The 26,722-nt window shown below is 62.4% G+C and carries 29 protein-coding genes and 3 pseudogenes; 27 read left to right on the plus strand and 5 right to left on the minus strand.

Going from position 1 to position 26,722, the window contains the following annotated elements; translation table 11 throughout:
* The first annotated feature begins 14 nt into the window (after window positions 1-14).
* From Q8O69_RS15020 to Q8O69_RS15090, 15 genes and pseudogenes are all read left to right on the plus strand, one after another.
* Window positions 15-656 carry a DUF3275 family protein gene (locus tag Q8O69_RS15020; RefSeq protein WP_305593096.1) on the plus strand — a complete coding sequence of 214 codons (642 nt, stop codon included), beginning with the start codon at window positions 15-17 and terminating at the stop codon, window positions 654-656.
* A gap of 91 nt (window positions 657-747) precedes the next feature.
* Window positions 748-1,419, plus strand: coding sequence for a hypothetical protein (locus Q8O69_RS15025; protein WP_305593097.1), 672 nt, complete (start codon window positions 748-750; stop codon window positions 1,417-1,419).
* A 67-nt stretch (window positions 1,420-1,486) separates the two neighbouring features.
* Window positions 1,487-2,596, plus strand: a complete 1,110-nt coding sequence (locus Q8O69_RS15030; RefSeq protein WP_305593098.1) for a DUF6094 domain-containing protein — start codon at window positions 1,487-1,489, stop codon at window positions 2,594-2,596.
* A gap of 56 nt (window positions 2,597-2,652) precedes the next feature.
* Window positions 2,653-2,973, plus strand: coding sequence for a methyltransferase (locus tag Q8O69_RS15035; protein ID WP_305593099.1), 321 nt, complete (start codon window positions 2,653-2,655; stop codon window positions 2,971-2,973).
* Between the two features lie 86 nt (window positions 2,974-3,059).
* Complete coding sequence (locus tag Q8O69_RS15040; RefSeq protein ID WP_305593100.1) at window positions 3,060-3,365, plus strand: hypothetical protein; 306 nt, start codon at window positions 3,060-3,062, stop codon at window positions 3,363-3,365.
* An 88-nt stretch (window positions 3,366-3,453) separates the two neighbouring features.
* Complete coding sequence (locus Q8O69_RS15045) at window positions 3,454-5,727, plus strand: helicase-related protein (RefSeq protein ID WP_305593101.1); 2,274 nt, start codon at window positions 3,454-3,456, stop codon at window positions 5,725-5,727.
* 291 nt (window positions 5,728-6,018) lie between these two features.
* On the plus strand, window positions 6,019-6,600 hold the full coding sequence (locus Q8O69_RS15050; RefSeq protein WP_124084299.1) for a TetR/AcrR family transcriptional regulator: 582 nt from the start codon (window positions 6,019-6,021) through the stop codon (window positions 6,598-6,600).
* A 403-nt stretch (window positions 6,601-7,003) separates the two neighbouring features.
* Window positions 7,004-7,522, plus strand: a complete 519-nt coding sequence (locus tag Q8O69_RS15055; protein WP_125874575.1) for a PilL N-terminal domain-containing protein — start codon at window positions 7,004-7,006, stop codon at window positions 7,520-7,522.
* Window positions 7,519-8,172 carry a hypothetical protein gene (locus Q8O69_RS15060; protein ID WP_305593102.1) on the plus strand — a complete coding sequence of 218 codons (654 nt, stop codon included), beginning with the start codon at window positions 7,519-7,521 and terminating at the stop codon, window positions 8,170-8,172. Before Q8O69_RS15055 ends, Q8O69_RS15060 begins: the two co-directional genes overlap by 4 nt.
* Window positions 8,173-8,181: 9 nt before the next feature.
* Window positions 8,182-8,907, plus strand: a complete 726-nt coding sequence (locus Q8O69_RS15065; protein ID WP_305593103.1) for a TIGR03759 family integrating conjugative element protein — start codon at window positions 8,182-8,184, stop codon at window positions 8,905-8,907.
* The gene (locus tag Q8O69_RS15070) at window positions 8,889-9,470 is read left to right on the plus strand and encodes a lytic transglycosylase domain-containing protein (protein ID WP_371136151.1); all 582 of its coding nucleotides are present in this window, start codon (window positions 8,889-8,891) and stop codon (window positions 9,468-9,470) included. Before Q8O69_RS15065 ends, Q8O69_RS15070 begins: the two co-directional genes overlap by 19 nt.
* Window positions 9,467-9,994 carry an integrating conjugative element protein gene (locus Q8O69_RS15075; RefSeq protein WP_305593105.1) on the plus strand — a complete coding sequence of 176 codons (528 nt, stop codon included), beginning with the start codon at window positions 9,467-9,469 and terminating at the stop codon, window positions 9,992-9,994. Before Q8O69_RS15070 ends, Q8O69_RS15075 begins: the two co-directional genes overlap by 4 nt.
* Before the next feature lie 10 nt (window positions 9,995-10,004).
* Window positions 10,005-12,176: a type IV conjugative transfer system coupling protein TraD gene (gene traD, locus Q8O69_RS15080; RefSeq protein ID WP_305593106.1), complete on the plus strand. Its 2,172-nt coding sequence runs from the start codon at window positions 10,005-10,007 to the stop codon at window positions 12,174-12,176.
* Window positions 12,173-12,922 (plus strand): TIGR03747 family integrating conjugative element membrane protein, encoded by a 750-nt coding sequence (locus Q8O69_RS15085; RefSeq protein ID WP_305593107.1) that lies wholly within the window; start codon window positions 12,173-12,175, stop codon window positions 12,920-12,922. Before traD ends, Q8O69_RS15085 begins: the two co-directional genes overlap by 4 nt.
* A gap of 26 nt (window positions 12,923-12,948) precedes the next feature.
* Window positions 12,949-13,115 (plus strand): annotated as a pseudogene (locus Q8O69_RS15090) (carbon storage regulator).
* A gap of 73 nt (window positions 13,116-13,188) precedes the next feature.
* Here Q8O69_RS15090 and Q8O69_RS15095 read toward each other — a convergent pair.
* Window positions 13,189-14,895: a hypothetical protein gene (locus Q8O69_RS15095; RefSeq protein ID WP_305593108.1), complete on the minus strand. Its 1,707-nt coding sequence runs from the start codon at window positions 14,893-14,895 to the stop codon at window positions 13,189-13,191.
* Window positions 14,896-14,975: 80 nt separating this feature from the next.
* The gene (locus tag Q8O69_RS15100) at window positions 14,976-16,007 is read right to left on the minus strand and encodes a DUF6710 family protein (protein WP_305593109.1); all 1,032 of its coding nucleotides are present in this window, start codon (window positions 16,005-16,007) and stop codon (window positions 14,976-14,978) included.
* Window positions 16,008-16,187: 180 nt separating this feature from the next.
* Between Q8O69_RS15100 and Q8O69_RS15105 the strand changes: the two genes are divergently transcribed.
* From Q8O69_RS15105 to Q8O69_RS15150, 10 genes are all read left to right on the plus strand, one after another.
* Entirely contained in the window at window positions 16,188-16,559 is a 372-nt protein-coding gene (locus Q8O69_RS15105) for an RAQPRD family integrative conjugative element protein (protein ID WP_305593110.1), read from the plus strand.
* Window positions 16,556-16,789 carry a TIGR03758 family integrating conjugative element protein gene (locus Q8O69_RS15110; RefSeq protein WP_305593111.1) on the plus strand — a complete coding sequence of 78 codons (234 nt, stop codon included), beginning with the start codon at window positions 16,556-16,558 and terminating at the stop codon, window positions 16,787-16,789. The genes Q8O69_RS15105 and Q8O69_RS15110 overlap by 4 nt, the downstream gene beginning before the upstream one ends.
* Window positions 16,790-16,801: 12 nt before the next feature.
* On the plus strand, window positions 16,802-17,164 hold the full coding sequence (locus Q8O69_RS15115) for a TIGR03745 family integrating conjugative element membrane protein (protein ID WP_305593121.1): 363 nt from the start codon (window positions 16,802-16,804) through the stop codon (window positions 17,162-17,164).
* A gap of 16 nt (window positions 17,165-17,180) precedes the next feature.
* On the plus strand, window positions 17,181-17,576 hold the full coding sequence (locus Q8O69_RS15120; RefSeq protein ID WP_305593112.1) for a TIGR03750 family conjugal transfer protein: 396 nt from the start codon (window positions 17,181-17,183) through the stop codon (window positions 17,574-17,576).
* Complete coding sequence (locus Q8O69_RS15125) at window positions 17,573-18,247, plus strand: PFL_4703 family integrating conjugative element protein (RefSeq protein WP_305593113.1); 675 nt, start codon at window positions 17,573-17,575, stop codon at window positions 18,245-18,247. The genes Q8O69_RS15120 and Q8O69_RS15125 overlap by 4 nt, the downstream gene beginning before the upstream one ends.
* The gene (locus Q8O69_RS15130) at window positions 18,244-19,113 is read left to right on the plus strand and encodes a TIGR03749 family integrating conjugative element protein (RefSeq protein ID WP_305593114.1); all 870 of its coding nucleotides are present in this window, start codon (window positions 18,244-18,246) and stop codon (window positions 19,111-19,113) included. The genes Q8O69_RS15125 and Q8O69_RS15130 overlap by 4 nt, the downstream gene beginning before the upstream one ends.
* The gene (locus Q8O69_RS15135) at window positions 19,103-20,521 is read left to right on the plus strand and encodes a TIGR03752 family integrating conjugative element protein (RefSeq protein WP_305593115.1); all 1,419 of its coding nucleotides are present in this window, start codon (window positions 19,103-19,105) and stop codon (window positions 20,519-20,521) included. The genes Q8O69_RS15130 and Q8O69_RS15135 overlap by 11 nt, the downstream gene beginning before the upstream one ends.
* Window positions 20,502-20,921, plus strand: a complete 420-nt coding sequence (locus Q8O69_RS15140) for a TIGR03751 family conjugal transfer lipoprotein (protein WP_305593116.1) — start codon at window positions 20,502-20,504, stop codon at window positions 20,919-20,921. Before Q8O69_RS15135 ends, Q8O69_RS15140 begins: the two co-directional genes overlap by 20 nt.
* 271 nt (window positions 20,922-21,192) lie before the next feature.
* Window positions 21,193-24,051 (plus strand): conjugative transfer ATPase, encoded by a 2,859-nt coding sequence (locus tag Q8O69_RS15145; RefSeq protein ID WP_305593117.1) that lies wholly within the window; start codon window positions 21,193-21,195, stop codon window positions 24,049-24,051.
* A complete protein-coding gene (locus Q8O69_RS15150) occupies window positions 24,048-24,428 on the plus strand; it encodes a hypothetical protein (protein WP_305593118.1) in 381 nt (126 codons plus the stop codon). Before Q8O69_RS15145 ends, Q8O69_RS15150 begins: the two co-directional genes overlap by 4 nt.
* Window positions 24,429-24,444: 16 nt before the next feature.
* On the opposite strand, the gene Q8O69_RS15155 is transcribed toward Q8O69_RS15150, so the two are convergent.
* The 3 genes from Q8O69_RS15155 to Q8O69_RS15165 are packed head-to-tail and all read right to left on the minus strand — an operon-like array spanning window position 24,445 to window position 26,012.
* Window positions 24,445-24,969, minus strand: a complete 525-nt coding sequence (locus tag Q8O69_RS15155) for an RES family NAD+ phosphorylase (RefSeq protein ID WP_305593119.1) — start codon at window positions 24,967-24,969, stop codon at window positions 24,445-24,447.
* Window positions 24,966-25,337 (minus strand): MbcA/ParS/Xre antitoxin family protein, encoded by a 372-nt coding sequence (locus Q8O69_RS15160; protein WP_024767644.1) that lies wholly within the window; start codon window positions 25,335-25,337, stop codon window positions 24,966-24,968. The genes Q8O69_RS15155 and Q8O69_RS15160 overlap by 4 nt, the downstream gene beginning before the upstream one ends.
* A 42-nt stretch (window positions 25,338-25,379) precedes the next feature.
* Window positions 25,380-26,012, minus strand: coding sequence for a DUF6088 family protein (locus Q8O69_RS15165; RefSeq protein ID WP_305593120.1), 633 nt, complete (start codon window positions 26,010-26,012; stop codon window positions 25,380-25,382).
* Between the two features lie 95 nt (window positions 26,013-26,107).
* Between Q8O69_RS15165 and Q8O69_RS15170 the strand changes: the two are divergent.
* Together Q8O69_RS15170 and Q8O69_RS15175 are read left to right on the plus strand one after the other, a co-directional pair.
* A pseudogene (locus Q8O69_RS15170) lies at window positions 26,108-26,551 on the plus strand (IS1595 family transposase); the annotation flags it as partial.
* A gap of 74 nt (window positions 26,552-26,625) precedes the next feature.
* Window positions 26,626-26,722: pseudogene (locus Q8O69_RS15175) on the plus strand (RDD family protein); the annotation flags it as partial.

Genomic DNA, 26,722 nt, shown 5'->3' on the forward strand with positions numbered 1-26,722 from the left:
CAAGGAGAAACACCATGGACTCCACAGCCGCCCCCAAGGCAGCTTCCCCCATCATCGTTCCCGGGCAACTCACACTGCGTACAATCCGCGGCCGCAACGGCCCGTTTACGGTCGGTCGCCTCACTACGCACCTTGGTGTGTTCGAGGTGAAGGACGCGGAGCTGGAGCAATACCCCGAAGGCAAGTACGACGGGGAATTCGTCATCCGGTACATCTACCCGAAGGCCTATCCCACTGGCGGCGGCATGCGCTTCGAAATTCGCGCCAGCCTGGATGGCATGACTCTTTCGGGCATCGACAAGCTGAGTCGCGACGAAGCACGCGGCTTTGCCTCCCAGGACGTCGATCCGCTCGATGAGGAACTGGGCACGCAACCGCTAGCCACACCCACTGCGGCACCGAACCCAGTACCTGCCCCCGTGCAGGCAGTTGATACCACAGTGCCCGCCGCTACGGTCGCTACCCCCAGCACTCCCGACAGTGACGATGCCGCATTGTTCGGCCTGCTGTGGCCACTGGGCGAGTCGGTAAAACTGGACTCGACCATCGACCGCCGCACGCTACGCCTGCAGATCGCGCGCCTTGGTGTACTGGGCTATGCGCTCGACTTCAAGTCACAGCAATGGAACCAGCAGCCTGACCAACAGGCTGCGTGATCGTCATCGCCGCATCTGCGGTGTTTCATCCACCCGCCGGGGTTCCTTCCCCTACGCGGGGAGGACTCTGGTTTCTCTGGAGGACTCCAGCATGTCAACAACCACCTGCAATACACCTTCATCGCCTGCAACGCTGTATCGCATCGACGAGTGCGCCGACCTAATGGCCGACGCCTGCATCCGCGACGAACAGGGAAACCTGATCTTTATCTCGGTCTGGGCGCGGGATACCGCTATCCAGCAGTTCCTGGCCCGGTTGACCCTGGCCCGCGACGAGGATGGACTGGACCACTTCCACCTCATCACTGAGCAAGGTGGCTCCGTCCCTATCTTCATTGGCACAGTCGAGCGTTTGGAAAAACGCCTGACCCGCTCCTATCGCCGCACGCTGTTCGGCTCGATGGTCAACCTCTGGCTGTTCGACCGACGCTGCATACGGCCTGACAAGAGCACGGCCAGCGCCCTGGCGCTGCTACCGCGCTCGGTAACCGATCCAACGCCACGCCTGTGGCAACTGGTCAGGGAGACCTGCCCATTGCCATTGCTGGATCACTGGCAAGCGCCGGTACTGGCGCTGCTGCACGATCACAACATGCTCCAGGACCTGCCGGTGGCTCTCGGGCCGCTACGCGGACTACGCCTGGGACTGGACGTTCCAGCGCTGACCGAAGCGCTGGGTGAACTGATCCGCCACGGCGTACTCACCGCCTACGCACCACGACAGCCGGCAACCACCGACCTGCCGCTGGAAGCAGTGGCCTGATGCACCTACAACGGACGCGCCCCGCGCGCGCCCTCCTTCCTTCATCCACGCCAATCAGGAGACTCCCATGGCTCTTATGTTCCCCAGGCTTGCGAGGAATTTCGCCAAGAACGGCTACTACCCGACCGACGAGCCCACCCTTGAAAGAGCGCTCAGCGCACTGACTCCCAGCAATGGGCCGATGTGCATTCTCGATCCTTGCGCTGGCGAAGGCGTTGCCATTGCGGAAGCCGCGCATGCCCTCGGCCGTGATCAGATCACCGCCTATGCGGTGGAGTACGACCAGGAACGCGCCAACCATGCGCGGCTGCTGGTCGATCACTGCATCCAAGGTGATTTGATGGACGCGTTTATCGCCCGACAGAGCTTCGGCCTGCTGTGGCTCAACCCGCCCTACGGCGATCTCGCCAGAGACGCCAACGGCAACATGGGCTACGAGGGCAGAGGCCGCGCCAGGCTGGAAAAACTGTTCTACCAGAAGACCCTGCCGCTGTTGCAGTACGACGGCATCCTCATCTTCATCGTGCCTTCCTACGTGCTCGACCAGGAACTGGTCGGCTGGCTCACGCGGCACTTCGCCGACCTGTGCATCTATCGAGCGGGAGATACGCAGTTCAAGCAGGTTGTCGTGTTCGGCCGCCGAATCCGCCAGCGCGAGCTGGTGGGCGACGACGTGAAATCTATCCGCACCCGGCTGCTGCAAATCGGGCAAGGCGAACTCGACGCGGAAGAACTTCCAGCCGAGTGGCCGCTACTTCCCTATGTCGTCCCCGCGGCACTGAGCGAGCCCGAGCACTTCTATCGCATCAGCATGGAGCCGGCGCAATTCGCCGAGGAAGTGCAGCGCCTGCAGGGCCTGTGGCCGTCGTTGGAGACGCATCTCGGTGCCGCGCAGCAGTCCTTGCGTGCCCCTGCACGCGCCCTGTCCCACTGGCACCTGGCGTTGGCCCTCGCGGCCGGCGCGATCTCAGGTGTCGTGCAGTCCAAGAGCGGTCGAATCCTGGCCGTCAAGGGCGACACCCACAAGCAGAAAAGCACCTGCACGGAATACCGCGAGCGCGACGATGGCTCCATCGCCGAGACGCGCATTCTCACGGACAAGTTCGTGCCGGTGATTCGCGCCTGGGACCTCTCCCCCGGCTCGGCCACGCTGGGCCGAATCATCACCATCCACTGATCCCCATCGGGCGGTTCGCCGTCCCGCCACTTTCATCCCACAGAAGGAGCAACGCCATGTTTCCACGTTTCCGCAAGCGGCCTGCGCCGCAGGCACAACCGTTGTTCGCCCTCGGCTCGTTGCAGCTGAGCGAAAAAGTGTACTGGCTGGCCAGCAAAAGCCTCATCGACCCCCTGCCCTACGTCCAGCGCCATCTGGCTGGCGATTGGGGCGACGCCGGCGAGGCCGAGCAGCAGGCCAACGCAGTGGCTTTCGATCAGGGTGCGCCCATACGTTCTCGCTACCGGATCACGCCACACCTGTTTCTGCTCGTGATCACCAGCGATGACCATCGCACAACCGTCGTTCAACTGCCCGAGGAAAGAGACCTGATCTGACGGCACGCAATCGTCTTCACCCACCCAATCGGGGCATGGCCCCCGACGGGGGCATGTCCTGAGCACCCCACGAAAGGAGCACGCCCATGACACCCCAACCTCCCACCGGCAACCGCCGTTCCTTGCTGTTCGCGATAGGCGCATTGATCTTCAGCCCCGGCATTGACCGCGTGATGCGGGAAGGCCGCCTCAACCCTCTGCCGTATCTCCAACGCCACACCCGCGGCGATTGGGGGGACATCGCCGATACGCAGTGGCAAGCGAACAACGCCGCCCTGCAATCCGGTGATCGGCTCGAATCGTCTTACGCGGTTCATCGTGAACTGAGCATCTGCATCTTCACCGTGGCAGACCGCAGCGCAACCCATATCGTGCTGGCGTCCGAGCGCTGACTCGACCGTCACCGATTTCTCTCATCCCACGGGGCATGTCACCGCCCCCTGGGGAAGGTGCATGCCCCATGTTTTCTGGAGCATCACCATGTCCATCGATCTTGAAACCGTCCCCGATACCGCCGTGCAGGGCGACCTGCTCGAAGCCGCGGAATCTCCCCTTACACTGAGCCTGCAAGACTTCGTGTCCGAGTTCGGCGACGAACTGCTCGACTCTCTCAACCGCGCCAACCCGCCGGTCTACGCCGGCCAGGCGCAGGTGCATCGGCAAATCGTCGTCGCCAGCCTCAAGCGGCAGTTGTTCGCGGCGCAAGCCGATGTGGTTCATGCCGTCGCCGAGCTGTTGATCGACCGTGGCGAGCGCGCGGCGATCGTCAACGGCGAGATGGGCTGCGGCAAGACGACGGTAGGCATTGCCACTGCCGCCGTGCTCAACGCCGAAGGCTATCGCCGCACCCTGGTGCTCTCGCCGCCGCATCTTGTCTACAAGTGGCGTCGAGAAATCCAGGAGACGGTGGCCGGTGCCAAAGTCTGGGTGCTCAACGGCCCGGACACGCTGGTCAAGCTGCTGAAACTGCGCGAGCAGTTGGGCGTATCGCCACAGGGTCTGGAGTTCTTCGTCCTGGGGCGCGTGCGCATGCGGCTGGGTTTTCACTGGAAGCCGGTCTTCACCCGGCACCGCACTCGTCACGGCGAAGTGGGCGCATGTCCTGACTGCGGCCAGGTCATCACCGACCTGGACGGCGAGCCGATCAATCCGATCGAGCTCGAAGCAGAGGAATATCGCCGCAAGTGCAGCCATTGCGCCACGTCGCTGTGGACGCTGATTCGTCCGAGGGGTCTGTCCGCCAGCGACCAGTCCTCTGCCGTGCTCAAAGCGCTGAAGCGTATTCCCACCATTGGTGAAGTCACCGCACAGAAGCTGATGCAGAAATTCGGTGATGCGTTCCTTGCATCGATGCTCGGGGACAACATCCACGAGTTCATCAACCTGATGGATGGAAACGGCGAACTGGTCTTCTCGGATCGGCAAGCCCACCGGATGGAACGCGCGATGGCGAACATGGAGTTCGGCTTCGGCGAGGGCGGCTACCAGCCGTCCGAGTTCATCAAACGCTACCTGCCACAAGGCACGTTCGACCTGCTTATCGCCGATGAGGCGCACGAGTACAAGAACGGCGGCAGCGCCCAGGGCCAGGCCATGGGCGTACTGGCGGCGAAGTCGCGCAAGACACTCTTGCTCACCGGCACGCTGATGGGCGGCTACGGCGACGACTTGTTCTACCTGCTGTTCCGCGCCTTGCCTGGGCGGATGATCGAAGACGGCTACCGGCCCTCCAAGAGCGGCAGCATGACGTCGGCTGCGATGGCGTTCATGCGCGACCACGGTGTCTTGAAGGACATCTACTCCGAGAGCATGGGTACAGCGCACAAGACCGCCAAGGGCAGCAAGATATCGGTGCGCACGGTCAAGGCACCCGGTTTCGGTCCTAAAGGCGTGTTGCGCTGCGTCTTGCCGTTCACCGTGTTCCTCAAACTGAAGGACATCGGTGGCAACGTGCTGCCGCCTTATGACGAGGAGTTCCGCGAGGTCGCCATGGATGACGAACAGGCCTCTGCTTACCACAACCTGTCGTCGCGGCTGAGCCAGGAACTGAAACAGGCCCTGGCGAGACGCGACACGACGTTGTTGGGCGTGGTCCTCAATGTGCTGCTGGCCTGGCCAGATACGTGCTTTCGGTCGGAGACCGTCACGCATCCGCGCACGCGTGAGTTGCTGGCGTTCGTCACCTCCCAGTTCAACGAGCTGGAGGTGATGCCCAAGGAGCGCGAACTGATCGAGATCTGCAGGCAAGAGAAGGCGGAAGGTCGCAAGACCCTGGTCTACAGCGTCTACACCGGAACACGCGATACGACGTCCAGGCTCAAGCTGTTGCTGGAGCAGGAAGGCTTCAAGGTGGCGGTGCTGCGCGCAAGCGTTGATGCCTCACGCCGCGAAGACTGGATCGCTGAGCAACTGGATCGCGGCATCGACGTGCTCATCACCAATCCCGAACTGGTGAAAACCGGCTTGGATTTGCTGGAATTCCCCACGATTGTCTTCATGCAGTCGGGCTACAACGTGTATTCGCTTCAACAAGCCGCACGCCGCTCCTGGCGTATCGGCCAGAAGCTGGCGGTCAAGGTGATCTACCTGGGCTACGCGGCCACCTCGCAGATGGCCTGCCTGGCGCTGATGGCCAGAAAGATCATGGTGTCGCAGAGCACGTCGGGAGACGTGCCAGAATCCGGGCTCGAGGTCCTGAATCAGGACGGAGACTCGGTGGAGGTGGCACTGGCCCGGCAGCTTGTTGCGGCCTAATCCATGTGTGCATGCCGGCAGCCCTTCGGGCTGCCGGTGTTTTCCTTTATCACTAAAGGGAGCCTGCGGCCCAGGCTGGAGAATACTTCTCGCTTATTTCCAAGGCCCGTATTGTTGTGCGAAACATGCAAGCGTTTCCGACCTTTCTGCTCGTTACGGCATGGGATTGTCCTACAGTCTGGCCACCGTACAGAGCATTTGCAGATAGAATGTGTGTCCCCTCTAACGTCGTGGACAAACACTTCCATGCCTCGACGTTTATCCGACTTTCGCAGGACAAGGACTCTTGATATGCCAGTACGCCCTTCCCTCACTGCAGATGACTGGATCCAAGCCGCCCAACGCGCCCTGGTCAAAGGGAATGTAGACGCCGTCCGGATCGACCCCCTTGCCAAGGAGTTGAAGGTCACTCGCGGCAGCTTCTACTATCATTTCAAGAGCCGCAGCGAACTGCTTGACGGCATAGTGAGCAACTGGCGGAAAAGTGCTACCGAAGATATCAATCAACGTCTGAATCAGGCTCAATCATCTCCTCAAGAACAGCTGAAGCGCCTGCTCGAATTACCCCAGCATAGCCATACAACCCAAGAGGCTGCTGCGATCGAACTAAGTATCCGCACATGGGCTCGCCGAGACGACCAAGCCCGGCAAGCCATTGACGAGGTCGACAGCTTCCGCCTGAGCTATATAGAAAGCCTCCTTCTCCAGGCCGGTATCAACCCAGATGAGATCAAAGATCGTGCCTACCTGATCTACACTTATCGGCTGAGCATTGCTCTCATTCAAGTCGAAGCTGGCCCTGAAGAGGTACAAAAACGTAGTAACCGAATGGCTAAGCTGTTGTTCCCCCAACAAGAATCAACGAACGCATAACAACGTGCGCTTCCGGATGTGTAGTGCTCAGAGTCCCGAGTTACTACATTCGCTTTGGTTCCCAGGTCGAACCATCTCGCTCAATGGCCCATTTCCATCTGGCACAGTCTCTCAACCATAAATCCTTTGCGGTACATGGCTAATAATTCAAGCAGATGCTACTTCTCGGTGCTGCTTAACTCAGAAGTTATCCACAAAAACTGTGGATAACTCATTAGATAAAATCCACAAGACGCAGTACCTCGGGTACTACAGAGTAGTGCTGCATTATTGAGCACCCTAACCCTCCAGACACGTGAACCGCTTTCGCCCGGAAATAGGCAGCGTGGCGATTCCCTTTGTTTGCTGATGCGGCCTCGCAGAATGGCGATGGTCTCGGCTCGACCTTGCCGAGAGCCGAGCCATGCACGCCATCCATTCCTACCTCAGTTGCCTGCTGCTGGCCGCGCTGGCGGCCGGCTGCGCAACGCCTCCACCACCCACTCCTGTTCCCGATGAGGTAGAGGCACCAGCACCGGAGTACGTTCCGGTCGTCCGCTACGGCCGCTACACCCTTGTCGAGCTTACCCCGACGGCCGCCCAGCAGGATCTGCTGTTGCAGGTCGTCGACGTGTCCATTCCCGACACCCTCAACGCGAATGTCGCCGACGCGCTACGCCATGTGTTGCAGCGCTCCGGCTACCAGCTCTGCAGCGGACGTGAAACCGATACGCTGGGCAACCTTCCGCTGCCAGCGGCGCATTACCACCTCGGCCCGCTGCAATTGCGCGATGCCCTGCTGACCCTGGCCGGGCCGGCGCGAACGCTGAACGTCGACCACAGCGCACGCCGCGTCTGCTTCATCCAGCCCTTTAACACCCCTGCCGAAGCGCCGCCCGCCACTGCGGATAAAGCTGGTGCCACTGGGGAGCCACAGCCATGACGACGATGCCAGGCAGTAGGCAACACCGACACGGCACGCTGCTGCGCGCCGCCACCATCACCTGGCTGCTGCTCATCAGCGCTGCCGTCGTGATCGATCATGTCGCGCTGTCTGGCCTGGCAGCACAGGTCGAAACCAACGCACCCGGCCTGCAGGTCGCCGTCCTGGAAAAACGCCTGGCCGAACTGGTCCAGCAGGTCGAGCAAGCCCAGCAGCAACCGGACGCCCTGCCCCAGACCCGCTACGAAGTCGAGCACCAGGCGCTGGAGCAGCGCCTGAACGCCATCGAGCAGGCGCTCGGCAGCCGCCCGACAGCAGACAACCTGCTGCCGCTGCAAGCCCGCATTGAGCAGCTGGAAATCCGGCTCAGCACACCTCGCACTGAACCACCAGTCCAACCTCGCCCACGATCTGCCGCCCCGGCCAAACCAAAGATCGCCGAACCACCGTTCCGGGTGATCGGTGCCGAGCTGCGCGCTGGAGAACAGTTCCTCTCGATCCTTCCCTCCACCTCAGGTGCGCTCTCGCAGGTTCGCCTACTGCGCCCCGGCGAGGTCGAAGCCGGCTGGCACCTCGAAACCTTCGAGGGGAACGCCGCTGTGTTCCGCCACGGCGACGACATTCGTCGCCTGCCCGTTCCCGCGCAGTAGGAGGGGCAAATGAAGCCGCGCGATATCGTCCCCGCACTGATCGCCCTACTGATCAGCAGCCTTGCCCAGGGCGCGGAAACCCGCACTGCCGATAACATGCCCAGCCACGAGCGGCCGATGGCCACCGAGCGCACCGATGAGCAGCAGGCACGGGGCTGGGGGCTGAGCACCGAGGAATGGACGCGCTACCGGGCACTGATGCAAGGGCCTCTGGGTGTCTATTCGCCAAACATCGACCCGCTCACTGCGTTGGGCATCGAGGCCCGTTCCGACCAGGAACGGCAGCGCTACGCGGAGCTGCAGGTCCAGGCCGAAGCGCACCGCGTCGAGAAACTGCTCGCGTACCAGAGAGCGTACGACGACGCCTGGCAGCGGCTCCACGCCGATATGCCGCGGGTCATCCTGCCCGATGCCGGCCCGGCGTTCTCGCCGGTCACGCCAGCAGCGAGTGGACGAATCGCCGTGTTCGTCAAGGACGCCTGCGCAGCATGCGATCAGACCACGCTGCGGCTGCAGGCAGCCGGCATGGAGTTCGACATCTACGTCGTCGACAGCCGCGCCGACGACACGCGCATACGCGCCTGGGCACAGCGCATTGGCATCGACCCGAGCAAGGTACGCAGCGGCCAGGTCACGCTCAATCACGACTCGGGCCGCTGGCTATCGCTGGGCCTGCAAGGCGACCTGCCGGCAGTCGTGCGCCAGGTCGGCGGCCAATGGCAGCGGCAGCCGTAATGTTTCCCCGCGCTGCACTCGTGCTGCTGGCCGGCGTGCTGACCGGCACCGCTCAGGCGCGGGAAATCCCGCCACCGGCCTACCAGGTTGCAGCGCAGCGCGCCGGCATTCCATCGACGGTGCTGTACGCCGTGGCGCTGCAGGAGAGCGGCATCCACTTGCGCGGACGCCTGGTGCCATGGCCATGGACGCTCAACGTCGCTGGCCAGCCGCAGCGCTACGCCACCCGTGCTGAGGCTTGCGCAGGGCTGCGCCAAGCACTCAGACGCACACCCGCCACGCGCATCGACGCCGGTCTCGGCCAGGTCAATCTCGGCTACCACACGCAGCGCTACACACAGCCCTGCGACCTGCTCGACCCCTACCGCAACCTCGCCATCGCCGCCGAAATCCTGCACGAGCAGCACACCCCGGGCGACGACTGGCTGCTCGCCATCGGTCGTTACCACCGCCCTGCCGGCGGCGCACCGGCCGCGCGCTACCGCCGCAGCGTCGGCCAGCACCTAGCCCGCGTTCTGGACGAACCCCGACTGGAAATCACCTCCCGAAGGAACCTGCCATGAAATCCATGACCACCCTCGCCACCTGCCTCTTTCTGTCGTCGCTGCCGATGATCGCCCAGGCCGACACGCTGACCGTCGTCGCAGACCATGGCGGTACGTCAGCCCTGCCGTACTACGAAGCGCTGAACCTGCAGCCGCGCGCCGGTGTGGCATCGCCACGCATCGAGATTCCGCGTCCGCCAGCCAAACCCTTCGATGAAACCGACATGCTGCCGGTGCGCTCAATGCGCCTGTCGCCGGGCGATGTGGCGCGTCGGGTGATCGAAGCGCCAGGGCTGTCGCCATTCTTTCTCGTCGGCGACGACGAACGCTCGCGCACCTGGTTGCACCAACGGTCACTGCGCCTGCACGAGCTCCATGCCGTGGGCCTGGTCGTCAACATCACGTCGGCCGAGAACCTTGCCGCGCTGCGTGCGCTGGTGCCGGGCCTGTCGCTGTCACCGGTTGCGGGCGACGACCTTGCCGAACGCCTTGGCTTGCGTCACTACCCGGTGCTGATTACGGCAACCGGCATCGAACAGTGAAGCGCCGGCCATGGCCCAGCCCCACGCGATCGAGGTGCTGTTACGGCCAGCCGTGGAGCTGTACACCGTGGCGGTCTGTGCCGCCGCCGCGCTCCTGTCCTTGGTGGCACCCTGGTCGCTCGCGCTGAGCCCAACGATTGGCCTGGGCAGCGCCCTGGCCTTCCTCGCCTTCGGCGCGATCCGCCTGCGTGATGCACTGGTCATCCTGCGCTACCGGCGCAACATCCGCCGCCTACCGCGCTACGTGATGACCAGCCGTAATGTGCCTGTCAGCCAGCAACGGCTGTTCATCGGCCGAGGCTTTCGCTGGGAACAACGGCACACCCATCGCCTGACGCAGACGTTCAGGCCCGAGTTTCGCCGCTATGTCGAGCCAACGCCCGCCTACCAGTTCGCGCGCCGCCTGGAAGAGCGTCTGGAGTTCGCTCCGTTTCCACTGTCGAAGCTGGCCAAGCTCACCGCCTGGGACGTTCCAATCAACCCGGTGCGTCCGTTGCCGCCTGTCGGTGGGCTGCCTCGGCTACACGGCATCGAACCGAACGAAGTCGACGTCTCGCTGCCACTCGGCGAGCGGGTCGGACACTCGCTTGTGCTGGGCGCGACACGGGTCGGCAAGACCCGATTGGCCGAACTGTTCGTGACCCAGGACATTCGCCGGCGCAACGCCGCCGGAGAGCACGAGGTGGTGATAGTGTTCGATCCGAAAGGTGACGCCGACCTCTTGAAAAGAATGTACGTGGAGGCCAAAAGGGCTGGGCGCGAACGCGAGTTCTATGTCTTCCACTTGGGCTGGCCGGATTTCAGCGCGCGCTACAACGCCGTGGGCCGGTTCGGGCGGATCAGCGAGGTGGCCACGCGCATCGCCGGACAGCTATCCGGCGAAGGCAATAGCGCAGCTTTCCGTGAGTTCGCATGGCGGTTTGTCAACATCATCGCCCGAGCCCTGGTCGAGCTGGGCCAGCGTCCGGACTACCTGCTGATTCAGCGGCATGTCGTCAACATCGACGCGCTGTTCATCGAATACGCGCAGCACTACTTCGCCAAACACGAACCGAAAGCCTGGGAAATCATTGTCCAGCTCGAAGGACGACTGAACGACAAGAACATCCCCCGCCATATGGTGGGCCGGGAAAAGCGCGTGGTTGCGCTGGAGCAATACCTCTCACAGGTACGCACCTACGACCCGGTACTCGACGGCCTCAGATCTGCCGTGCGCTATGACCGGACGTATTTCGACAAGATCGTCGCCAGCCTCTTGCCGCTGCTGGAAAAACTCACCACAGGCAAAACCGCGCAACTGCTCGCACCGAACTACTCAGACCTTAACGACCCCAGGCCCATCTTCGATTGGATGCAGATCGTCCGTAAAAGAGCAGTGGTCTATGTCGGTCTCGATGCCCTGTCGGATGCGGAAGTGGCAGCCGCCGTCGGCAATTCGATGTTTGCGGATCTGGTATCGGTCGCCGGCCATATCTACAAATTCGGAATCGACGATGGGCTTCCCGGCGCGATAGCCGGAGCAAGAGTCCCGATCAACGTCCATGCCGACGAGTTCAATGAGTTAATGGGTGACGAATTCGTGCCACTCGTCAACAAGGGCGGCGGCGCGGGGCTCCAAATCACCGCATACACACAGACGCTGAGCGATATCGAAGCCCGTATCGGCAACCGCGCGAAAGCCGGTCAAGTCATCGGGAATTTTAATAACTTGTTCATGCTGAGGGTGCGCGAAACCGCGACCGCCGAGCTGCTCACCCGGCAACTTCCAAAAGTGGATGTCTACACCACGACGCTGGTCAGCGGTGCCACCGACAGCTCCGATATTCGGGGATCGACGGACTTCACGTCCAACGCGCAAGACCGCATCAGCACCGCAAGCGTGCCGATGATCGAGCCAGCGCACGTGGTCGGTCTGCCGAAGGGCCAGGCCTTTGCCCTGTTGCAAGGCGGGCAGCTGTGGAAAATCCGCATGCCGCTTCCGGCCCCCGACCCAGATGAAATCATGCCCGAGGACCTCCAGCAGCTCGCGGGCTACATGCGCCAGCACTATGCCGAAGCCGGCGATTGGTGGGAGAACCAGGGTATTCCCGGCCTGCAGGACGAACCGCTGCCCGATGACCTGCTCGATGGCTTCCGCCACCTCGCCGCCACCGAGACAAGCAGCGCCGAGGCTCGCCCATGAGGGACCCGGCCGCCGCCACCCAGCGCGAACAAACCCGCCAGCAAGGCTTGCTCGCCAGCATCGTCACGCTACCGCTGCGCATGCTCGGCGTGCTGATCGGCTCACTGCTGCTGTCAATCATCATCGAGTGCGTCGGCATGCACCTGTTCTGGCCCGACCAGGGCTGGCGTCACGCCCAGGGCATGCTCAACTACGAGCTGAACCACCTTTCCACCCATTTCACCCGCAGCGCGGTGGTGCAGGAGCCAGGCCGCACCGCGCACCAACTGGTCGAAGGTGCCTACGAATGGATCTTCGTGAAGACCGGCCTGCTCGACTGGATGAGCCAGGCATCGGCGCGCTCCCGCGCGCCCAGCCATGGCGATGTACGAGACACCCGTTTCTACATCAGCCAGCTCTACGTCTGGAGCGAGAACTACCTGATCGCCGCTGCGTTCACGATTCTGACGTTCATGGTTCGCCTGCTGGTCCTGGTGCTGACGCTGCCGCTGTTTCTGCTGGCGGCCTTCGTCGGCATGGTCGATGGTCTGGTGCGGCGCGACATTCGCAAGTTCGGCGCGGGCCGAGAGTCGGGTTTCATCTACCACCGCGCCAAGGCGAGCTTGATGCCACTGGCGGTCCTGCCGTGGATCATCTACCTCACCCTGCCGATCAGCGTGCATCCGCTGCTGGTGCTACTACCGAGCGCAGCGCTGCTTGGCCTGGCGGTGAACATCACTGCGGGCAGCTTCAAGAAATACTTGTGAGTCGCCAACCAGTAGGGAGACAAAACTTGAGAGCCTCCTGCGACATTGCGACGGTCCTGGGCGTAAAGGGCAACCAAGTCCGCTTGGGCATCAATGCCCCAAGCATGTCGAGGTTCACCGCGAAGAAATTCACGCGCGGATACAGGCCGAGCGGGCACGACGTCCAACCATGCAAAAAGCCGAAACTGTGTGACAGGTTGCCGGGGCAGACATCGCATCCGCCCCGCCACAACCACTCCGGCTGACGCCAACGCCGTCGACGCGCCCTATTCGCCCTCCAGCTCGCGCAATTTCCGATGGGCCTCCAGCATGGCGATTCGGGCATTCACGCGGGCAGTCTCGACAGCGGCATCCTGGGTGGAACCGTCAAGCTCCGCATTGAGCGCGGCAATCTTCTTCTGCTTCTCCAGCCGAGAGATTTCCTCATCCAGTTGGTCAAGCCCCTCCTGCTTCTTCGCGGCCTTCTCGCTGGCCTTGTGGGCCTGGCGTGCATCCCTGTAGGCCAGCACGCTGTCCATGCTGGCAGCTACTGTCTCCGAGAGCACCTTCCCACGCGCCACCTTGTCCTCATACTTGAATGTCGCCAGGCCGCCGTTTTCGCGGAACGTAGCGCTGAGTGCATTGCTCTGGAACATGCCATTGGTCAACGGCAGCACACGCAACGGAGCCAATTGAGGGGCCATCACCTGCATGTTCAAAACCATCGGTGAATCGTCACTCACGACGCACCCTTTGTTAGAAACTAGGCGACAAATCACTAAATGAGCGGGAACAGGATTTTGATAATAGAGTCCGGTGGCCCGTTTATTATTTCCAGAAACCAGGCAAGACAAGCAATTCTCCTGAGGTTTAATATTGACCAATGGTTTCAACTCCCCGTGAAGCTGAAACGATGCCATCAGTGTCTCCAGAAACACATCCTCTTTAGCTCCGGCCTTTGCTTCTGCTTCTGCTTCTGCTTTTGCTGCTTCTGCTTTTGCCTTTTCTTCTTCCTTTGTAGGCTGGCCGGATTCGTCTTTTTTCAGCGCTGCCGTGCCCACCCCTGCAACCTGATGTTTCTTAGAGACGGGAAACTCCTTGAAGAGGTCCTTCAAGAACTTGGCATTTTCGGGAAGAGGGTTGGCATTGAGTCTCTTACTATCGCCGTTCTCCGGCCAAATCCGCTCCTCTTTCACTGACACAGACGACAACAGGCGAACCAATTCCTTATCCTTGGTAGCAGCCTGCTTGAGCAGCTCGCGTTGCTTCGTCTTGGCCTCCGTCAACTTCGTCTTATCTTCCCCCGTCAACGCATTCAGTATTGCCAGGCTCTCCAGCCGCGTAATGGTATCTGTTGTTTGCACCAACTCTTTAGTGAGCTTTTCCAAAGCATCCTTGACGCTGGAGATTATATTCAACGTATTCTCGGTCTGCTCAGAACAGCGCCACTCAAGCGATTTCGAGTCCAATGTCTTAGTGACAGGTGGCACGCCCGATACCAAGCTGGCCACGCCTATTCCCACTTTCACTACGTCGCCGATAATGGCTGCCGATTGATCTTCCGCCGACGCATTGATGCTCTTGAGTGTGCCGTTTTCGTAGGTCTGCAAGTCGAGCCCAGTGACCTTGCTCCAGCTGGACAAGGACTCGTAATCAATCACAAAGCGCTCGCCCACTACATAGCGGGGTTCAGCCGCCACCTTTGTTGAAAATCGGATGTCGGTCTGATTGTGCTCATCCCGACACTTCACCAACGTGCGAGTGACGGAAAGAGTGAATTGAACCATGGGCAGGCCGTACTCCACGCCTATCCGTATACTCTCCTCCAAACCAGTACCATTAGGACCATGGATATAGTCGCCACGCCCATCAGGCTTTACATCAAGGTATGTTGCCTGGCAACCGGCGATAAAAACGATGCTCCCCAAGCACGACAGCAAACCCAACCTGCCCATATCGCTTCCCTCAAATTTATTATCGGTTCCATACAGCATGATTAGGTGCTGTGATTCGTATATAGGCCAAGAACGGGGTATGGGAAAGCAGCACCTTCGATCGGTGCAACGAAACGGTCTCAATCCTTTCCGTATATCGATAGTTGCGTGACGCGCTCCAGATCGTCGACAAGGGGTCTGCGCTTATAGTGCTCAAGCACCACCCGCCTCTCGTCGTCGGCCTTGAACGCCGCGCCCTCGACGATCACCGAGCGTGCCCTGGCGCTTCCTGACTCGATACCTGCCTTCAACAGCGCTCGTGTGGCACCGCTATCGGAAAGCGAATAGCCGGTGTCCCGACCATCGATGAGAACCCGATAACAGATTGGAAAGCTCTCGCCGCTTGCATCGCTGTTGCTCTCGTTATCGGCGGCTACCTGGGCGTCGTAACGCACCCTATGCTCCACCATCAAGCGTCCGATCTCGAACAGGATGCCGAGCTCTTCGTCGACCGGCGTCCACAAGTTAACGCCATCGTGCGTCCTGATCATGCTCACGCCGTCGTAGCGCACATGGGCGTACAGCGGCGCAAGGTCGGTCACCGTATCCGTCACCACAGTGCCCTCGGCATTGGCTATTCCAGCTGTCAAAGAGTGGTTGCCGCCACCTGCCAGAGCCAGCCCGAAGGGAAGCAGCAATTCGACCTTGTGATTGAAGTCCGCGTGCCACTCGCCCATGCGGCGCGAATGCCCGATGTTGGCAATAGCATTGGTCAAACAAGAATCTGACTGGGGCAGAGCCAGGATCGGATCGCGTCCTAAGCGAAGGCGATAACGCGCGTCTTGCAAACGCACCCTCACCTTTTCAACCGTAAGCCCTTCCGCTGTCACCCGCGCGCCTAGAGGACCGAAGAGGTCGGAAAGAATGTAGGCGCTGCGTGAACGGTACGCAGGCTGGAACACCAACGATGTCATCGCGCGCACCTGCAGCGGTGCGGCAATCAGGCGAACCATGCTGGACAGCCCAAGCGGATCATCCGCGGCCACCGCCCTGGCCCGCAGCATGACATTCTCGAAATGCTCCCGACGTACCGCCTCATGCTCCGCCAGACGCTGGCGGAACACCCGCCCCAACCAGCTCGATCTTCTCACCCCATTCGTATTCGCAGTCATCCCTCGCTCCCTCTCGTTTTTCTGTACCCATCGCAGGCTGCGCGCCCATTCCTTTCTACTAACCATCGGAGGCCATCGCCACCCACCCAATCGGGGTACGCCCAGGTTCCCATTGTTTAAGGCATCGCCCCAGGCATACCGAGAGCATTTCGCCATTCCTCGCAAATCGTGGATTGGCAAATGTCGAAGCGACGTCTCCCTCCAACCGACAGGCATCACGCACCCGCTCTGACCCTGGCGCTGCTGATCGGCCTGTGTCTTGCCGGCCACGCCAGCGGCGACGACGCCACGCCCGAACACGCCCGGCTCGCTGCCGCGCTGCGCCAGCTCGACAGCATCGAACGGCTCGTTGCACAGCAGGCCGCGCAGCAGCGCGATGAACACACCCGCTATCACTTCGACTACGCCCGCCTCAGCGCCGACCTCGACCGCGTGCGCGCCGGTATTCGCGACTACCTGACCCCAACGCGCGCACAACCGCGCGACCCCGCCGTGCTGCTTGGCGACTACCGCCAACCCGCCTCCTTCCTCGAACCGCAGGTCGCGCCATGAACGCCGCACAGATTGCCGCGTTCCAGGCCAACAGCGGCATCACCCCTTCCGACATGGCGACCGTGCTGCTCGGTGCGGTGTTCGCCGTGCTGCTCCTGTGGGGTGTGTGGGCGCTGCGCAGCGCCTACGTCGGCTGGGCGGAAGAACAGCTTTCCCAACGTCAGTTCCTGGTCGTCGTGGTGCGCTTCGTCGTGCTGTACCTGGTGCTGACCTTCTTCCTGCTCTCGTAAGAGGTCGCCATGATGAAGCCGCTCTCCCGCATCTTCCGCCCCCACCGCGTCACCCACTTGGTCGTGCTGCCGATATTCGGCGTGCTGTCACCACTGGCCCATGCCGCCCTGCCCACCCTGGAAAACCCGTCGCGCGGCACTGGCACGGGCATCATGCAAACGCTGCAGAACTACGGCTACGACATCGTGATGCTCCTTGCCCTGCTCGTGATTGCATCGATGTTCGTCGGCGTCTGCTACCACGCCTACACCCGCTATGCGGAGATTCACATCGGTCGCTCGACCTGGGGCCAGTTCGGCCTGACCGTGGCGGTCGGCACGATCCTGCTCGTGGTTGGCATCTGGCTGCTGACCGAAGCCATCGGCGTTCTCTGAACCGAGGAACGCCGACATGGTTGAAGATCTCCGCCCGGATGGAACAGTGGCGTTCCTGCCCCACCGTCTCAACCGTCACCCCGTGGTGGTGCGGGGGCTGACGGCGAATGAGCTGTGGGTCTGCTCGGGATTATCAGGCGTGATCGGCCTTGTGAGCGGCATTCCGCTGGCCTTCATGTTCTCGACAATTGCCATCGTTCCCACGACCATCCTGCTAGCGGTCACCGCCGGCATTTTCATCGGTGGCGGTGCGCTGCGCCGGCTCAAGCGCGGCCGCCCCGAAACCTGGCTGTACCGGCAGTTGCAGTGGTGGGTCGCGACCCACCTGCCACAGCTCGCGCCGTTCACCGATGGTCACACGCTGGTGATTCGCTCCGGTTACTGGACCACACGCCGGAGCAACACGCTGTGAGCCGGTTCAAGAACGAAGTGCTGCGGCTCGAAGCCCATATCAAGACCCTGCGTATCGGGGCCAGCATGTTGGTCATACTGGCGCTGGTCATGGGTATCGGCTGGTGGAACGCGCCACGCGACCTGACGATTCATGTGCCGCCAGATCTACGTTCAGGCAGTACGCGCCAATGGTGGGACGTGCCGCCGGAATCAGTCTATGCCTTCACGTTTTATGTCTGGCAGCAGCTGCAGCGCTGGCCCACCAATGGCGATGACGACTATCCGCGCAACTTGCACGCGCTGTCGCCCTACCTCACGCCCGCCTGCCAGGCGTTCCTGCAACAGGACTACGAGTATCGCCGCAATTCCGGCGAGCTGCGGCGGCGCGTGCGCGGCATCTATGAGATTCCCGGTCGCGGCTACGGCGACAACCCCACGCTGCGCGTGCGCACCGTCTCCAACCGCGAGTGGGTGGTGAACCTCGACGTCACGGCAGACGAGTACTACGCCTCGGAGCAAGTCAAACGTGCCCTGGTGCGCTACCCGCTCAAGGTCCTGCGCATCGACGTCGACCCGCAACGCAATCCATTCGGGCTCGCCATCGACTGCTACGAAGGCGCGCCACAGCGCATTGCTCCCCCTGTTGATCCGGCGGCCACCTCCGCCCCCTCCACGGAAAACATGCCATGAGCCGCTTCTTGCCACTGGCCTTCGCGGCGTTCGCGCTGCTCCCGTTCAGCGCCGCCCACGCCATCGAGCTCCTGCGTTGGGAAAAGTTGCCACTGGCCCTGCCGCTGGTGGTCGACCAGGAACGCATCGTCTTCGTGGATCGAAACGTGCGCGTCGGCGTGCCCGCGTCGGTCGGCAACCGCCTGCGCGTGCAGAGCGCCGCCGGTGCGATCTACCTGCTGGCGAACGAGCCGATCGAACCGACCCGCCTGCAATTGCAGGACGCCGATACCGGCACCGTGATTTTGCTCGACATCGCCGCCGAACCCGCCCAGGACGGTCAGTTGCCGCTGGAGCCGGTGCGTATCATCGAGGCCGCATCATCCGCCACTCAAACCGATGCAGATGACGGCAGTGCCGCAGCGCCCCCGCCCGTGCGAGCAACACCGCAGCCGGTGATCCTGACCCGTTACGCGGCACAGAACCTCTACGCACCGCTGCGCACCGTCGAACCCGTACCGGGCGTCATGCGCGCCACCCTGCGCCGCGACCTGCCGCTGGACAGCTTGCTGCCGACGCTGCCGGTACAGGCCAAGGCAATCGCGGCATGGCGTCTGGACGACCTGTGGGTCAGTGCCGTGCGCCTGCGCAACAACGCCGCCCACTGGCTTGACTTGGACCCGCGAGCGCTGCAAGGCCGCTTCCTCACCGCGACCTTCCAGCATTCGACGCTGGGACCGAACGGCACGCCGGACGACACCACCGTCGTCTACCTCGTCACCCGTGGGCATGGGCTGGCGCAGGCCTTGCTGCCGACCATCGCGCCTGTCGATGCCTCCCTCAACCTGCCCGTGCCGCAACACGACGGAGGCCGCGATGCACAGTAATGGCCTGCTCAAGTGGCTGATGATCCCGCTGGCTCTGCTGCTGGTGTTCGTCGGCATCAAGCTGTTCTCCGGCGGCAGCGACGCGCCCAGCACACAGGAAGAAGCGGTGCGGCTCACCCCCGATGAAGCCAAAGCGCTCGGCATCGAAGGAGACACCCCGCGCGACACCGTGGCGACGCTGGTCGCCCAAGTCCGCCAACTGCGCACCGAGTTGCAGACCGCACTGAGCGACAACAAGGTTCAGCGCGAGGAGAACCAACGGCTGCGGCAACGCGAAGGTGCCATTGACCAGCGCATCCAGAGTGCGCTCGAAAACGAGCGCAGCCAGTTGCAGCAGGATCGGCAGCAGGTCAGCAGCGAGCGGCAGCAAACCCAGGGCCTGCTGCAACAACTGCAGCAGCGGCTCGATGGCATCGGCAAGGATAACCCCGCAGACCTACCGGTCGGCCTCGGCCTTGAGCCGGGCGATGGCCTGGCTGGCGACACCCTGCGCTGGGTAGAGCCGGAGGACCGGCGCGACGACGGCAAGCAGCGTAGTTCCGGTAATGCCACCAGCTTCAGCTTTCCCACCAGCTTCGCACCGGCGCAGAAGACGCTCGAAACCTCCGCCAGTTCCGCCGTCGACGCCGGCCGCCGCTCAGCGGGTGTGCCGGAGACGACTGCCGTCTACACCGTGCCGACCAACTCGACCCTGATGGGCTCCATCTCCATGACGGCACTGATCGGCCGCGTACCGATCGATGGCACCGTCAGCGACCCGTACCCCTTCAAAGTCCTGATCGGGCGGGACAACCTCACGGCGAACGGCATTGATATTCCCGACGTGGCCGGTGCCGTGGTCAGCGGTACGGCATCGGGCGACTGGACCCTATCCTGCGTGCGCGGACAGATCCGTTCGGTCACGTTCGTGTTCGAGGACGGCACCATCCGCACCATCCCGAAAGACGACGAGCGTGGCGGCAACCGCCAACAGAACAGCAGCAACACCCAGGACGGCATGGGCTGGATCAGCGACCCGCACGGTATCCCCTGCGTCAGCGGCCACCGCCGCAGCAACGCGCAGCAGTACCTGGGCACACAAGCTCTGATCACCGCAGCCGGCGCTGGCGTCGCCTCGCTGATCGACTCCGACAGTGGCCAGGTCTCCTACATGAGCAGCGACGGTTCCATCGGCACCGTGGGCATCGGCGCGAACGAGGCCATGGGCCGCATCCTCGCCGGAGGCGTGCAGGACATGTCCGCCTGGGTCAACAAGCTCTATGGCCAGGCGTTCGCCGCGGTCTACGTCAAGCCCGGTGCCAAGGTGGCCGTGCATCTCGAAGAACCCCTGACCATCGACTACGACCCGAAAGGTCGCCGCATCGATCACCGCCTTGGAGGGCTGCCCCATGCGCAGGAATTGGACTGACAGCCTGGCACTGCTGGCCATGGCACTGGTGCTCGGTGGCTGCGCTACCAGCAAGGAAGAACTGCTGCCGCACGACCACACCACCATGCTCGACATCTGGAACGCCGAGACCGGCCGCGGCACCACCCGGCAACTGCTCGATGCGCGCCAGGCCCTGCGCCGGCCGCTGAGTGAGGCCGATGTACACGCCGCGCCTGACGTGCAGGCCCGCTACACGCGCACGGCGCAGAACGAGATCTACCGGCAGTTCCACCGTCTGCCCAATCCTGACTTGCTGATGTATGTGTTCCCCCACCTGGCCGGCAGCGACCCTGTTCCGGTGCCTGGCTACACCACGCTGTTTCCCCTGTATCAGCGGGTGCAGTACGCGCTGCCTGGAGAACGGGTCGAGGATTACTGAAACGCTATAGACACTACAATACTTGAACTGTGGCTGCCGCAGAATACTCAATAGTGAAGGTCGAAGCCCTAGGACAAGATCGTTCACCTCATTTACCCAAGGTGTAAAACTCCCCCATATAAGCAGTATAGAAATTCAGGTCTGTGCCATTCGGCGAAACTACTCAGTTCCAGAGCACCTTTACAAACAGGAGCTTGGAGATCCGGTTTGTTGTGCATGGCACGTATCAACCTACCCTCATACTGGCAGCCCATCCTCTGAGGTCATGGGCATGCCGAACGAGAAGACGACAGAACCTGATCATGACGCTTGGGAACGCCACGTCGCCGAGTTGCACGCCAACGACATTGCCGAACCCGGCACCGCGCGCACCTCACGTCGGCCAGCCACCCAGGCCGACGAGCAGGCGCTCTACGATGCTGCCCCCTCGTTCACCGACCTGCTGCCGTGGGCCGAATACCTGCCCCAATCGCAGTGCATGCTGCTCGATGACGGCACCTCGGTCGCGGCCTTTTACGAACTGCTCTCGGTCGGCACGGAAGGACGCGAGCCCGCCTGGCTGTTGCAGGTTCGCGACACTCTGGAAAACGTGCTGCAGGATGCCTTCGACGAGTTGGAGGACAATCCCTGGGTCGTGCAGCTCTACGCGCAGGACGACACCAACTGGGATCGCTACCTCGATGAGCTGCGCCACTACGTCCAGCCCCGCGCCCAAGGCAGCGCCTTCACCGAGTTCTACCTGCGTTTCTTCGGCCATCACTTGCAGGCCATCGCCAAGCCGGGCGGTCTGTTCGAGGACAACACCGTCACCCGCCTACCGTGGCGCGGGCAGACCCGGCGCACGCGGCTGGTCGTTTACCGCCGTGTCGGCCTGGCACCGCAGCGCCGTGGGCAATCGCCCGAGCAGGCGCTCAACCGGGTCTGCGACCGCCTCACCGGCGGACTGGCCCATGCCGGTGTGCGCGCCCGGCGTCTCGGCGCAGCGGAGATCCACGGCTGGCTATTGCGCTGGTTCAATCCACACCCAACCCAGCTCGGCAACACCGCCGAAGACCGGGAACGCTTCTATGCGCTGACCCGCTACCCCGACGAACAGGAACCCGGCGAGATCGAGCTGGCCAGCGGCAGCGACTTTGCGCAACGGCTGTTCTTCGGCCAGCCACGCTCGGATGTTGCCCTGGGCCAGTGGTACTTCGATGGCATGCCGCACCGCGCCATCGCCGTCGACCGTCTGCGCAGCCCGCCCACCACAGGGCATATCACCGGCGAAACCCGCAAGGGCGACGCGATCAACGCGCTGTTCGACCAACTGCCGGAAGACACCATCCAGTGCCTGACTCTGGTCATCACCCCGCAGGATGTGCTCGAAGCACACCTGAATCACCTCGGCCGCAAAGCCGTGGGCGACACGCTGGCCTCGGAACAGGCCCGTGCCGATGTGCAACAGGCCCGCAGCCTGATCGGCAGCGCCCACAAGCTGTACCGAAGCGCCCTCACCTTCTACCTGCGTGGCCGCGACGAAGCCGAGCTGGACGCGCGAGGCCTGCAACTCGGCAACGTGCTTCTCGGTGCCGGACTGCAACCGGTACGCGAAGAAGATGAAGTGGCACCGCTCAACACTTATTTGCGCTGGTTGCCCTGCGTCTACGATCCGGCGAAAGACAAGAGCCAGTGGTACACCCAACTGATGTTCGCCCAGCACGCCGCCAACCTTGCCCCGCTATGGGGTCGCAGCCAGGGCACCGGCCACCCAGGCATCACGTTGTTCAACCGCGGCGGCGGGCCGATCACCTTCGACCCGCTCAATCGCCTGGACCGGCAGATGAACGCCCACCTGTTCCTCGCCGGCCCGACTGGCTCGGGCAAGAGCGCGACACTCAACAACCTGCTCAACCAGGTCACGGCGATCTATCGGCCACGACTGTTCATTGTCGAGGCCGGCAACAGTTTCGGCTTGTACGGTGACTTCGCCGCGCGGCTGGGTCTCACAGTGCATCGCGTGAAGCTCGCACCGGGCGCAGGCGTCAGCCTTGCGCCGTTCGCCGACGCACACCGGTTGGTGGAAACACCCAGCCAGATGCAGACGCTCGACGCCGACGCGCTGGATGAAGACGACGCAACTACCGATGGCGACGAGCAGCGCGACGTGCTGGGCGAGCTTGAAATCACGGCACGCCTGATGATCACCGGAGGGGAGGACAAGGAAGAAGCGCGCATGACGCGCGCGGACCGCAGCCTGATCCGCCAGTGCATCCTCGATGCGGCGCAACGCTGCGTGGCCGAACAGCGCACGGTGCTCACCCGCGACGTACGCAATGCGCTGCGCGAACGTGGCCGCGACACCACCCTGCCCGAGATCCGCCGCGCCCGGCTGCTGGAAATGGCCGATGCGATGGACATGTTCTGCCAAGGCGCAGACGGCGAGATGTTCGACCGCCCCGGCACGCCCTGGCCGGAAGCCGACATCACCATTGTGGATCTCGCCACCTATGCCCGCGAGGGCTACAACGCTCAGCTCTCCATCGCCTATATCTCGCTGATCAACACCGTCAACAACATCGCGGAACGCGACCAGTATCTCGGTCGCCCGATCATCAACGTCACCGATGAAGGCCACATCATCACCAAGAACCCGTTGCTGTCTCCCTACGTGGTGAAGCTGACGAAGATGTGGAGGAAATTAGGCGCGTGGTTCTGGCTGGCGACGCAGAACCTCGACGATCTGCCGAAAGCGGCAGAACCGATGCTGAACATGATGGAGTGGTGGTTATGCCTGGGCATGCCACCAGACGAGGTGGAGAAGATCGCCAAATTCCGCGAACTTACCCCTGCGCAGAAAACCCTGATGCTCTCGGCCAGGAAGGAAGCCGGCAAATTCTCGGAAGGCGTGATTCTGTCACGCAGCATGGAACTGCTGTTTCGCGCAGTGCCGCCCAGCCTCTATCTCGCGCTCGCACAAACCGAGCCGGAGGAAAAAGCCGAGCGCTACCAGCTCATGCAGCAGCATGGCATCAGCGAACTCGACGCCGCGCTCAAGATCGCCGAGAACATCGACCGGGCGCGTGGCATCGCCCCGCTGTCGCTGGACTGGGCCACCCTGAATACGCCCCATGAGGGAACCCGACGATGAACAAGGCGCTCATATCTGGCAGAATCCGCCCCTTCCCTAGAGACAGCCACCTCGCTATGCCTTTGCCCTATCAGGTCATGCGCCTGTTCACATCGCCAGAGGGCCATCTGGTCGAAATCAGCTGCCTACGCACGCAAGCCGGCACACCGGAGCCCACCCATGAATGGCTCTGGGTCACCGAGCAGTCCGTTACTACACTGCGCCCCCGGCACAGCGCTGGCGAAACGCAGCAGGTTTGGGTTTTCCGCGAAGCGCGCCTGCAGCTCGATGGCCAGCACGCCGAACTGGCATGGACCAACGGCCAGCAACTCAGCCTCACAACGAGCCCGGCACTGCCCTCGGAGCAACGCCAGCTCATCCACAACCATCTGAGTTGAATCAGCGAACCACCAGTCAGCTCCGCTCGAGCTTCTGCAGCGCCCCATCCGGGTCATAGACGCGCAACTGCGACGGTGACCTAGCCGAACTGCGATAGTTCACCAGATTGGTCCCACCCGGCTGAGCCTGCGAGGGAAAGAGAATGCCGTCCAGGCCTGCAGCCACCACGTCGTCGGCCATGTACCAGGTCGGCGGTTCGTTGGACTTGCCAAACCACTCCGCACGCCAGTCCACCGCGAAGTCGGCCCACAGCGGCGACCAGTGCTCCGGATCGAAGCCAGCACTCAGGTCTGCCACACGCAGCCCGCTGACGAAGAAGGTGCAGATCGTGCCCGGGCGCAGCCACGGGTTATCCTGCTTATATTCCGCGAGCGCCGTCGCTTCATCCAGCGACAGGTACAGCGCCTCCTGATCCGGGCGATTGAACCGGCCACCCTGGCGCGCTGCGCCCATACCGGACAGCGGCGTGCCGGCGTAGGCCGGCACGATGACCCGGTAACAGGCCGAGCCCCCGCCCTCGCCGAGGGTTTTCGAAATCATCCGGCGGCACCGCCGGCGAGGGATTCCAGATAGGCGATCACCGCATCTGCCCGCCCTTCCTGAATTAGGTCGTCGGCGGTCTTGTAGCCAAAGGCCCGTAGTGGCTCATTGCGCAGTAGGAAGGCAGCACGCTCAAGATCCCCGGTCATCTCGGTGGCCACCGCCAGCACCCTCACCATCTCCTGCAGATACTTCTGCAACTGTGGGGCCTGGGGCCGCGCGGTAGGGGTATTGCGATGCACATGCGCGCGCTCGGCCAGCTCCTGCACCCGAAAGCCAAAGAAGTCGCCTACCTTGGACGGCGACAGATACGGGGTATTGGCTTCGCGAAACCGTTCAACGAAGGGTTCTTGCAGCACAGTATTCATGGCGTATCACCTGACACAAAGAGCATGCACTTATTTTGCACTTTAAATGATCTTTACGCAAACGGCCTCATGCGTAACGTCACTCCGCTCGTAGCCGGTCAGCGCCGCCGCCATCCAGGCCGGCATCGCCGCCTTCGTCTGGCACAATGCCTCGAACTCGCCATCCGATAACTTCTCGGCGATGCGCTGGAAGGTAGCCGGCGTAACCTGGTGCCGCCCCAGATACCACAACGCGGACAACGCCTGCCCAGCAGCGCGCCCCGCCAGTGCCAGCTTGCGCGGAGCTACGTGCTGCAAGCGCACGACCATCTTGCCTAGGCGCACCATACGTGACGAACCCGTAGTGTAGAACACAGGCTGCGCCGGCACCTGGATCGAGAAACCAAAACGCCGCGCTGCCTCGGCACCATGTACCTCGATGGTTGCGCCCTCGCTCGCGGCGAGCGCCTTCGCCACCTGCTCCGGGGAAGGCATGGCCTTGATACCCAAAAGCCCCACCCTGGGCACGCTATACAGACCGTGGCCGATACGCTCGATATGGCCAGCCTTGGTCAGGCGCATCAGCGTCTGGTCGACAGCCGCACGCGAGCCCAGCCCAGCGAACAGGGCCGGGGTGAAGGGCTCACCGGCAGGCTGTGCCGCGACACTCTCTCTAATCGCTTGGGCTGCGCTCATAGTGACCTCCAGTTGTTAGATATTGGCTCTGTCTGAGTTAACTGTTGTAGAGGTCTAAACTGAACCGTGACATCTCCAAACATGAGGGGTTGATCATGAAAACGGTTCAGTTCTCACGGTGGATGGGGCAACTCGCCGCCCTCAACTCCGAGCAACGTAGTCAGTTACTATCCTGCCTTTCTGAGGCTGATGGGCTGCCACGGTCCGTAATCAAAGCCCCTAGCCGCTGCGTACATTACCAGTTCACTGGGCTACGCCCGTGGGGTTCCAGCGGTGGCCTACCTCGGTATCGCTGCAAGGCCTGCGGTAAAACCAGCAATGCGTTGACGGGCACCCCGATGGCGCGATTGAGGAAGCGCCATCTTTGGCAAGACTATGCTCAGGCTCTGACGCGACGCCTGAGCATACGTAAGGCCGCAATACAGTGCGGCGTCAGCAAGAACACGGCCTTTCTGTGGCGACACCGCTTCCTTAGTCGGATTGCTGATCATCAGGCTCAGCATTTATCAGGCATTGTCGAAGCCGATGAAACCTTCTTTTTTATGGCCGTCCATTCCCATGAATGCCGTATTGTTGCCGCCATTCCGCCAGCCGATTGAGTAAAGAGCCAACCATGCCAAAACGCCTGCTGCGCCCGCAGGGTGAATTCCCCAGCGCCGGACTGATCCGCCGTCTCGCCGCGATGTTTTATGACGTTCTGCTGTGCATCG

It is taken from the genome of Pseudomonas sp., assembly GCF_030690725.1.
Lineage (GTDB): Bacteria > Pseudomonadota > Gammaproteobacteria > Pseudomonadales > Pseudomonadaceae > Aquipseudomonas.

Coding starts and splice junctions, on each gene's coding strand:
- Q8O69_RS15085 (WP_305593107.1), top strand. CDS start 12,173: ATGAGGGACCCGGCCGCCGCCACCCAGCGCGAACAAACCCGCCAGCAA.
- Q8O69_RS15030 (WP_305593098.1), top strand. CDS start 1,487: ATGGCTCTTATGTTCCCCAGGCTTGCGAGGAATTTCGCCAAGAACGGC.
- Q8O69_RS15025 (WP_305593097.1), top strand. CDS start 748: ATGTCAACAACCACCTGCAATACACCTTCATCGCCTGCAACGCTGTAT.
- Q8O69_RS15130 (WP_305593114.1), top strand. CDS start 18,244: ATGAGCCGCTTCTTGCCACTGGCCTTCGCGGCGTTCGCGCTGCTCCCG.
- Q8O69_RS15120 (WP_305593112.1), top strand. CDS start 17,181: ATGGTTGAAGATCTCCGCCCGGATGGAACAGTGGCGTTCCTGCCCCAC.
- Q8O69_RS15155 (WP_305593119.1), bottom strand. CDS start 24,969: ATGATTTCGAAAACCCTCGGCGAGGGCGGGGGCTCGGCCTGTTACCGG.
- Q8O69_RS15075 (WP_305593105.1), top strand. CDS start 9,467: ATGAAATCCATGACCACCCTCGCCACCTGCCTCTTTCTGTCGTCGCTG.
- Q8O69_RS15110 (WP_305593111.1), top strand. CDS start 16,556: ATGAACGCCGCACAGATTGCCGCGTTCCAGGCCAACAGCGGCATCACC.
- Q8O69_RS15160 (WP_024767644.1), bottom strand. CDS start 25,337: ATGAATACTGTGCTGCAAGAACCCTTCGTTGAACGGTTTCGCGAAGCC.
- Q8O69_RS15100 (WP_305593109.1), bottom strand. CDS start 16,007: ATGACTGCGAATACGAATGGGGTGAGAAGATCGAGCTGGTTGGGGCGG.
- Q8O69_RS15135 (WP_305593115.1), top strand. CDS start 19,103: ATGCACAGTAATGGCCTGCTCAAGTGGCTGATGATCCCGCTGGCTCTG.
- Q8O69_RS15020 (WP_305593096.1), top strand. CDS start 15: ATGGACTCCACAGCCGCCCCCAAGGCAGCTTCCCCCATCATCGTTCCC.
- Q8O69_RS15065 (WP_305593103.1), top strand. CDS start 8,182: ATGAAGCCGCGCGATATCGTCCCCGCACTGATCGCCCTACTGATCAGC.
- Q8O69_RS15150 (WP_305593118.1), top strand. CDS start 24,048: ATGAACAAGGCGCTCATATCTGGCAGAATCCGCCCCTTCCCTAGAGAC.
- Q8O69_RS15095 (WP_305593108.1), bottom strand. CDS start 14,895: ATGCTGTATGGAACCGATAATAAATTTGAGGGAAGCGATATGGGCAGG.
- Q8O69_RS15070 (WP_371136151.1), top strand. CDS start 8,889: ATGGCAGCGGCAGCCGTAATGTTTCCCCGCGCTGCACTCGTGCTGCTG.
- Q8O69_RS15035 (WP_305593099.1), top strand. CDS start 2,653: ATGTTTCCACGTTTCCGCAAGCGGCCTGCGCCGCAGGCACAACCGTTG.
- Q8O69_RS15045 (WP_305593101.1), top strand. CDS start 3,454: ATGTCCATCGATCTTGAAACCGTCCCCGATACCGCCGTGCAGGGCGAC.
- Q8O69_RS15050 (WP_124084299.1), top strand. CDS start 6,019: ATGCCAGTACGCCCTTCCCTCACTGCAGATGACTGGATCCAAGCCGCC.
- Q8O69_RS15115 (WP_305593121.1), top strand. CDS start 16,802: ATGAAGCCGCTCTCCCGCATCTTCCGCCCCCACCGCGTCACCCACTTG.
- traD (WP_305593106.1), top strand. CDS start 10,005: ATGGCCCAGCCCCACGCGATCGAGGTGCTGTTACGGCCAGCCGTGGAG.
- Q8O69_RS15145 (WP_305593117.1), top strand. CDS start 21,193: ATGCCGAACGAGAAGACGACAGAACCTGATCATGACGCTTGGGAACGC.
- Q8O69_RS15105 (WP_305593110.1), top strand. CDS start 16,188: ATGTCGAAGCGACGTCTCCCTCCAACCGACAGGCATCACGCACCCGCT.
- Q8O69_RS15040 (WP_305593100.1), top strand. CDS start 3,060: ATGACACCCCAACCTCCCACCGGCAACCGCCGTTCCTTGCTGTTCGCG.
- Q8O69_RS15140 (WP_305593116.1), top strand. CDS start 20,502: ATGCGCAGGAATTGGACTGACAGCCTGGCACTGCTGGCCATGGCACTG.
- Q8O69_RS15165 (WP_305593120.1), bottom strand. CDS start 26,012: ATGAGCGCAGCCCAAGCGATTAGAGAGAGTGTCGCGGCACAGCCTGCC.
- Q8O69_RS15060 (WP_305593102.1), top strand. CDS start 7,519: ATGACGACGATGCCAGGCAGTAGGCAACACCGACACGGCACGCTGCTG.
- Q8O69_RS15055 (WP_125874575.1), top strand. CDS start 7,004: ATGCACGCCATCCATTCCTACCTCAGTTGCCTGCTGCTGGCCGCGCTG.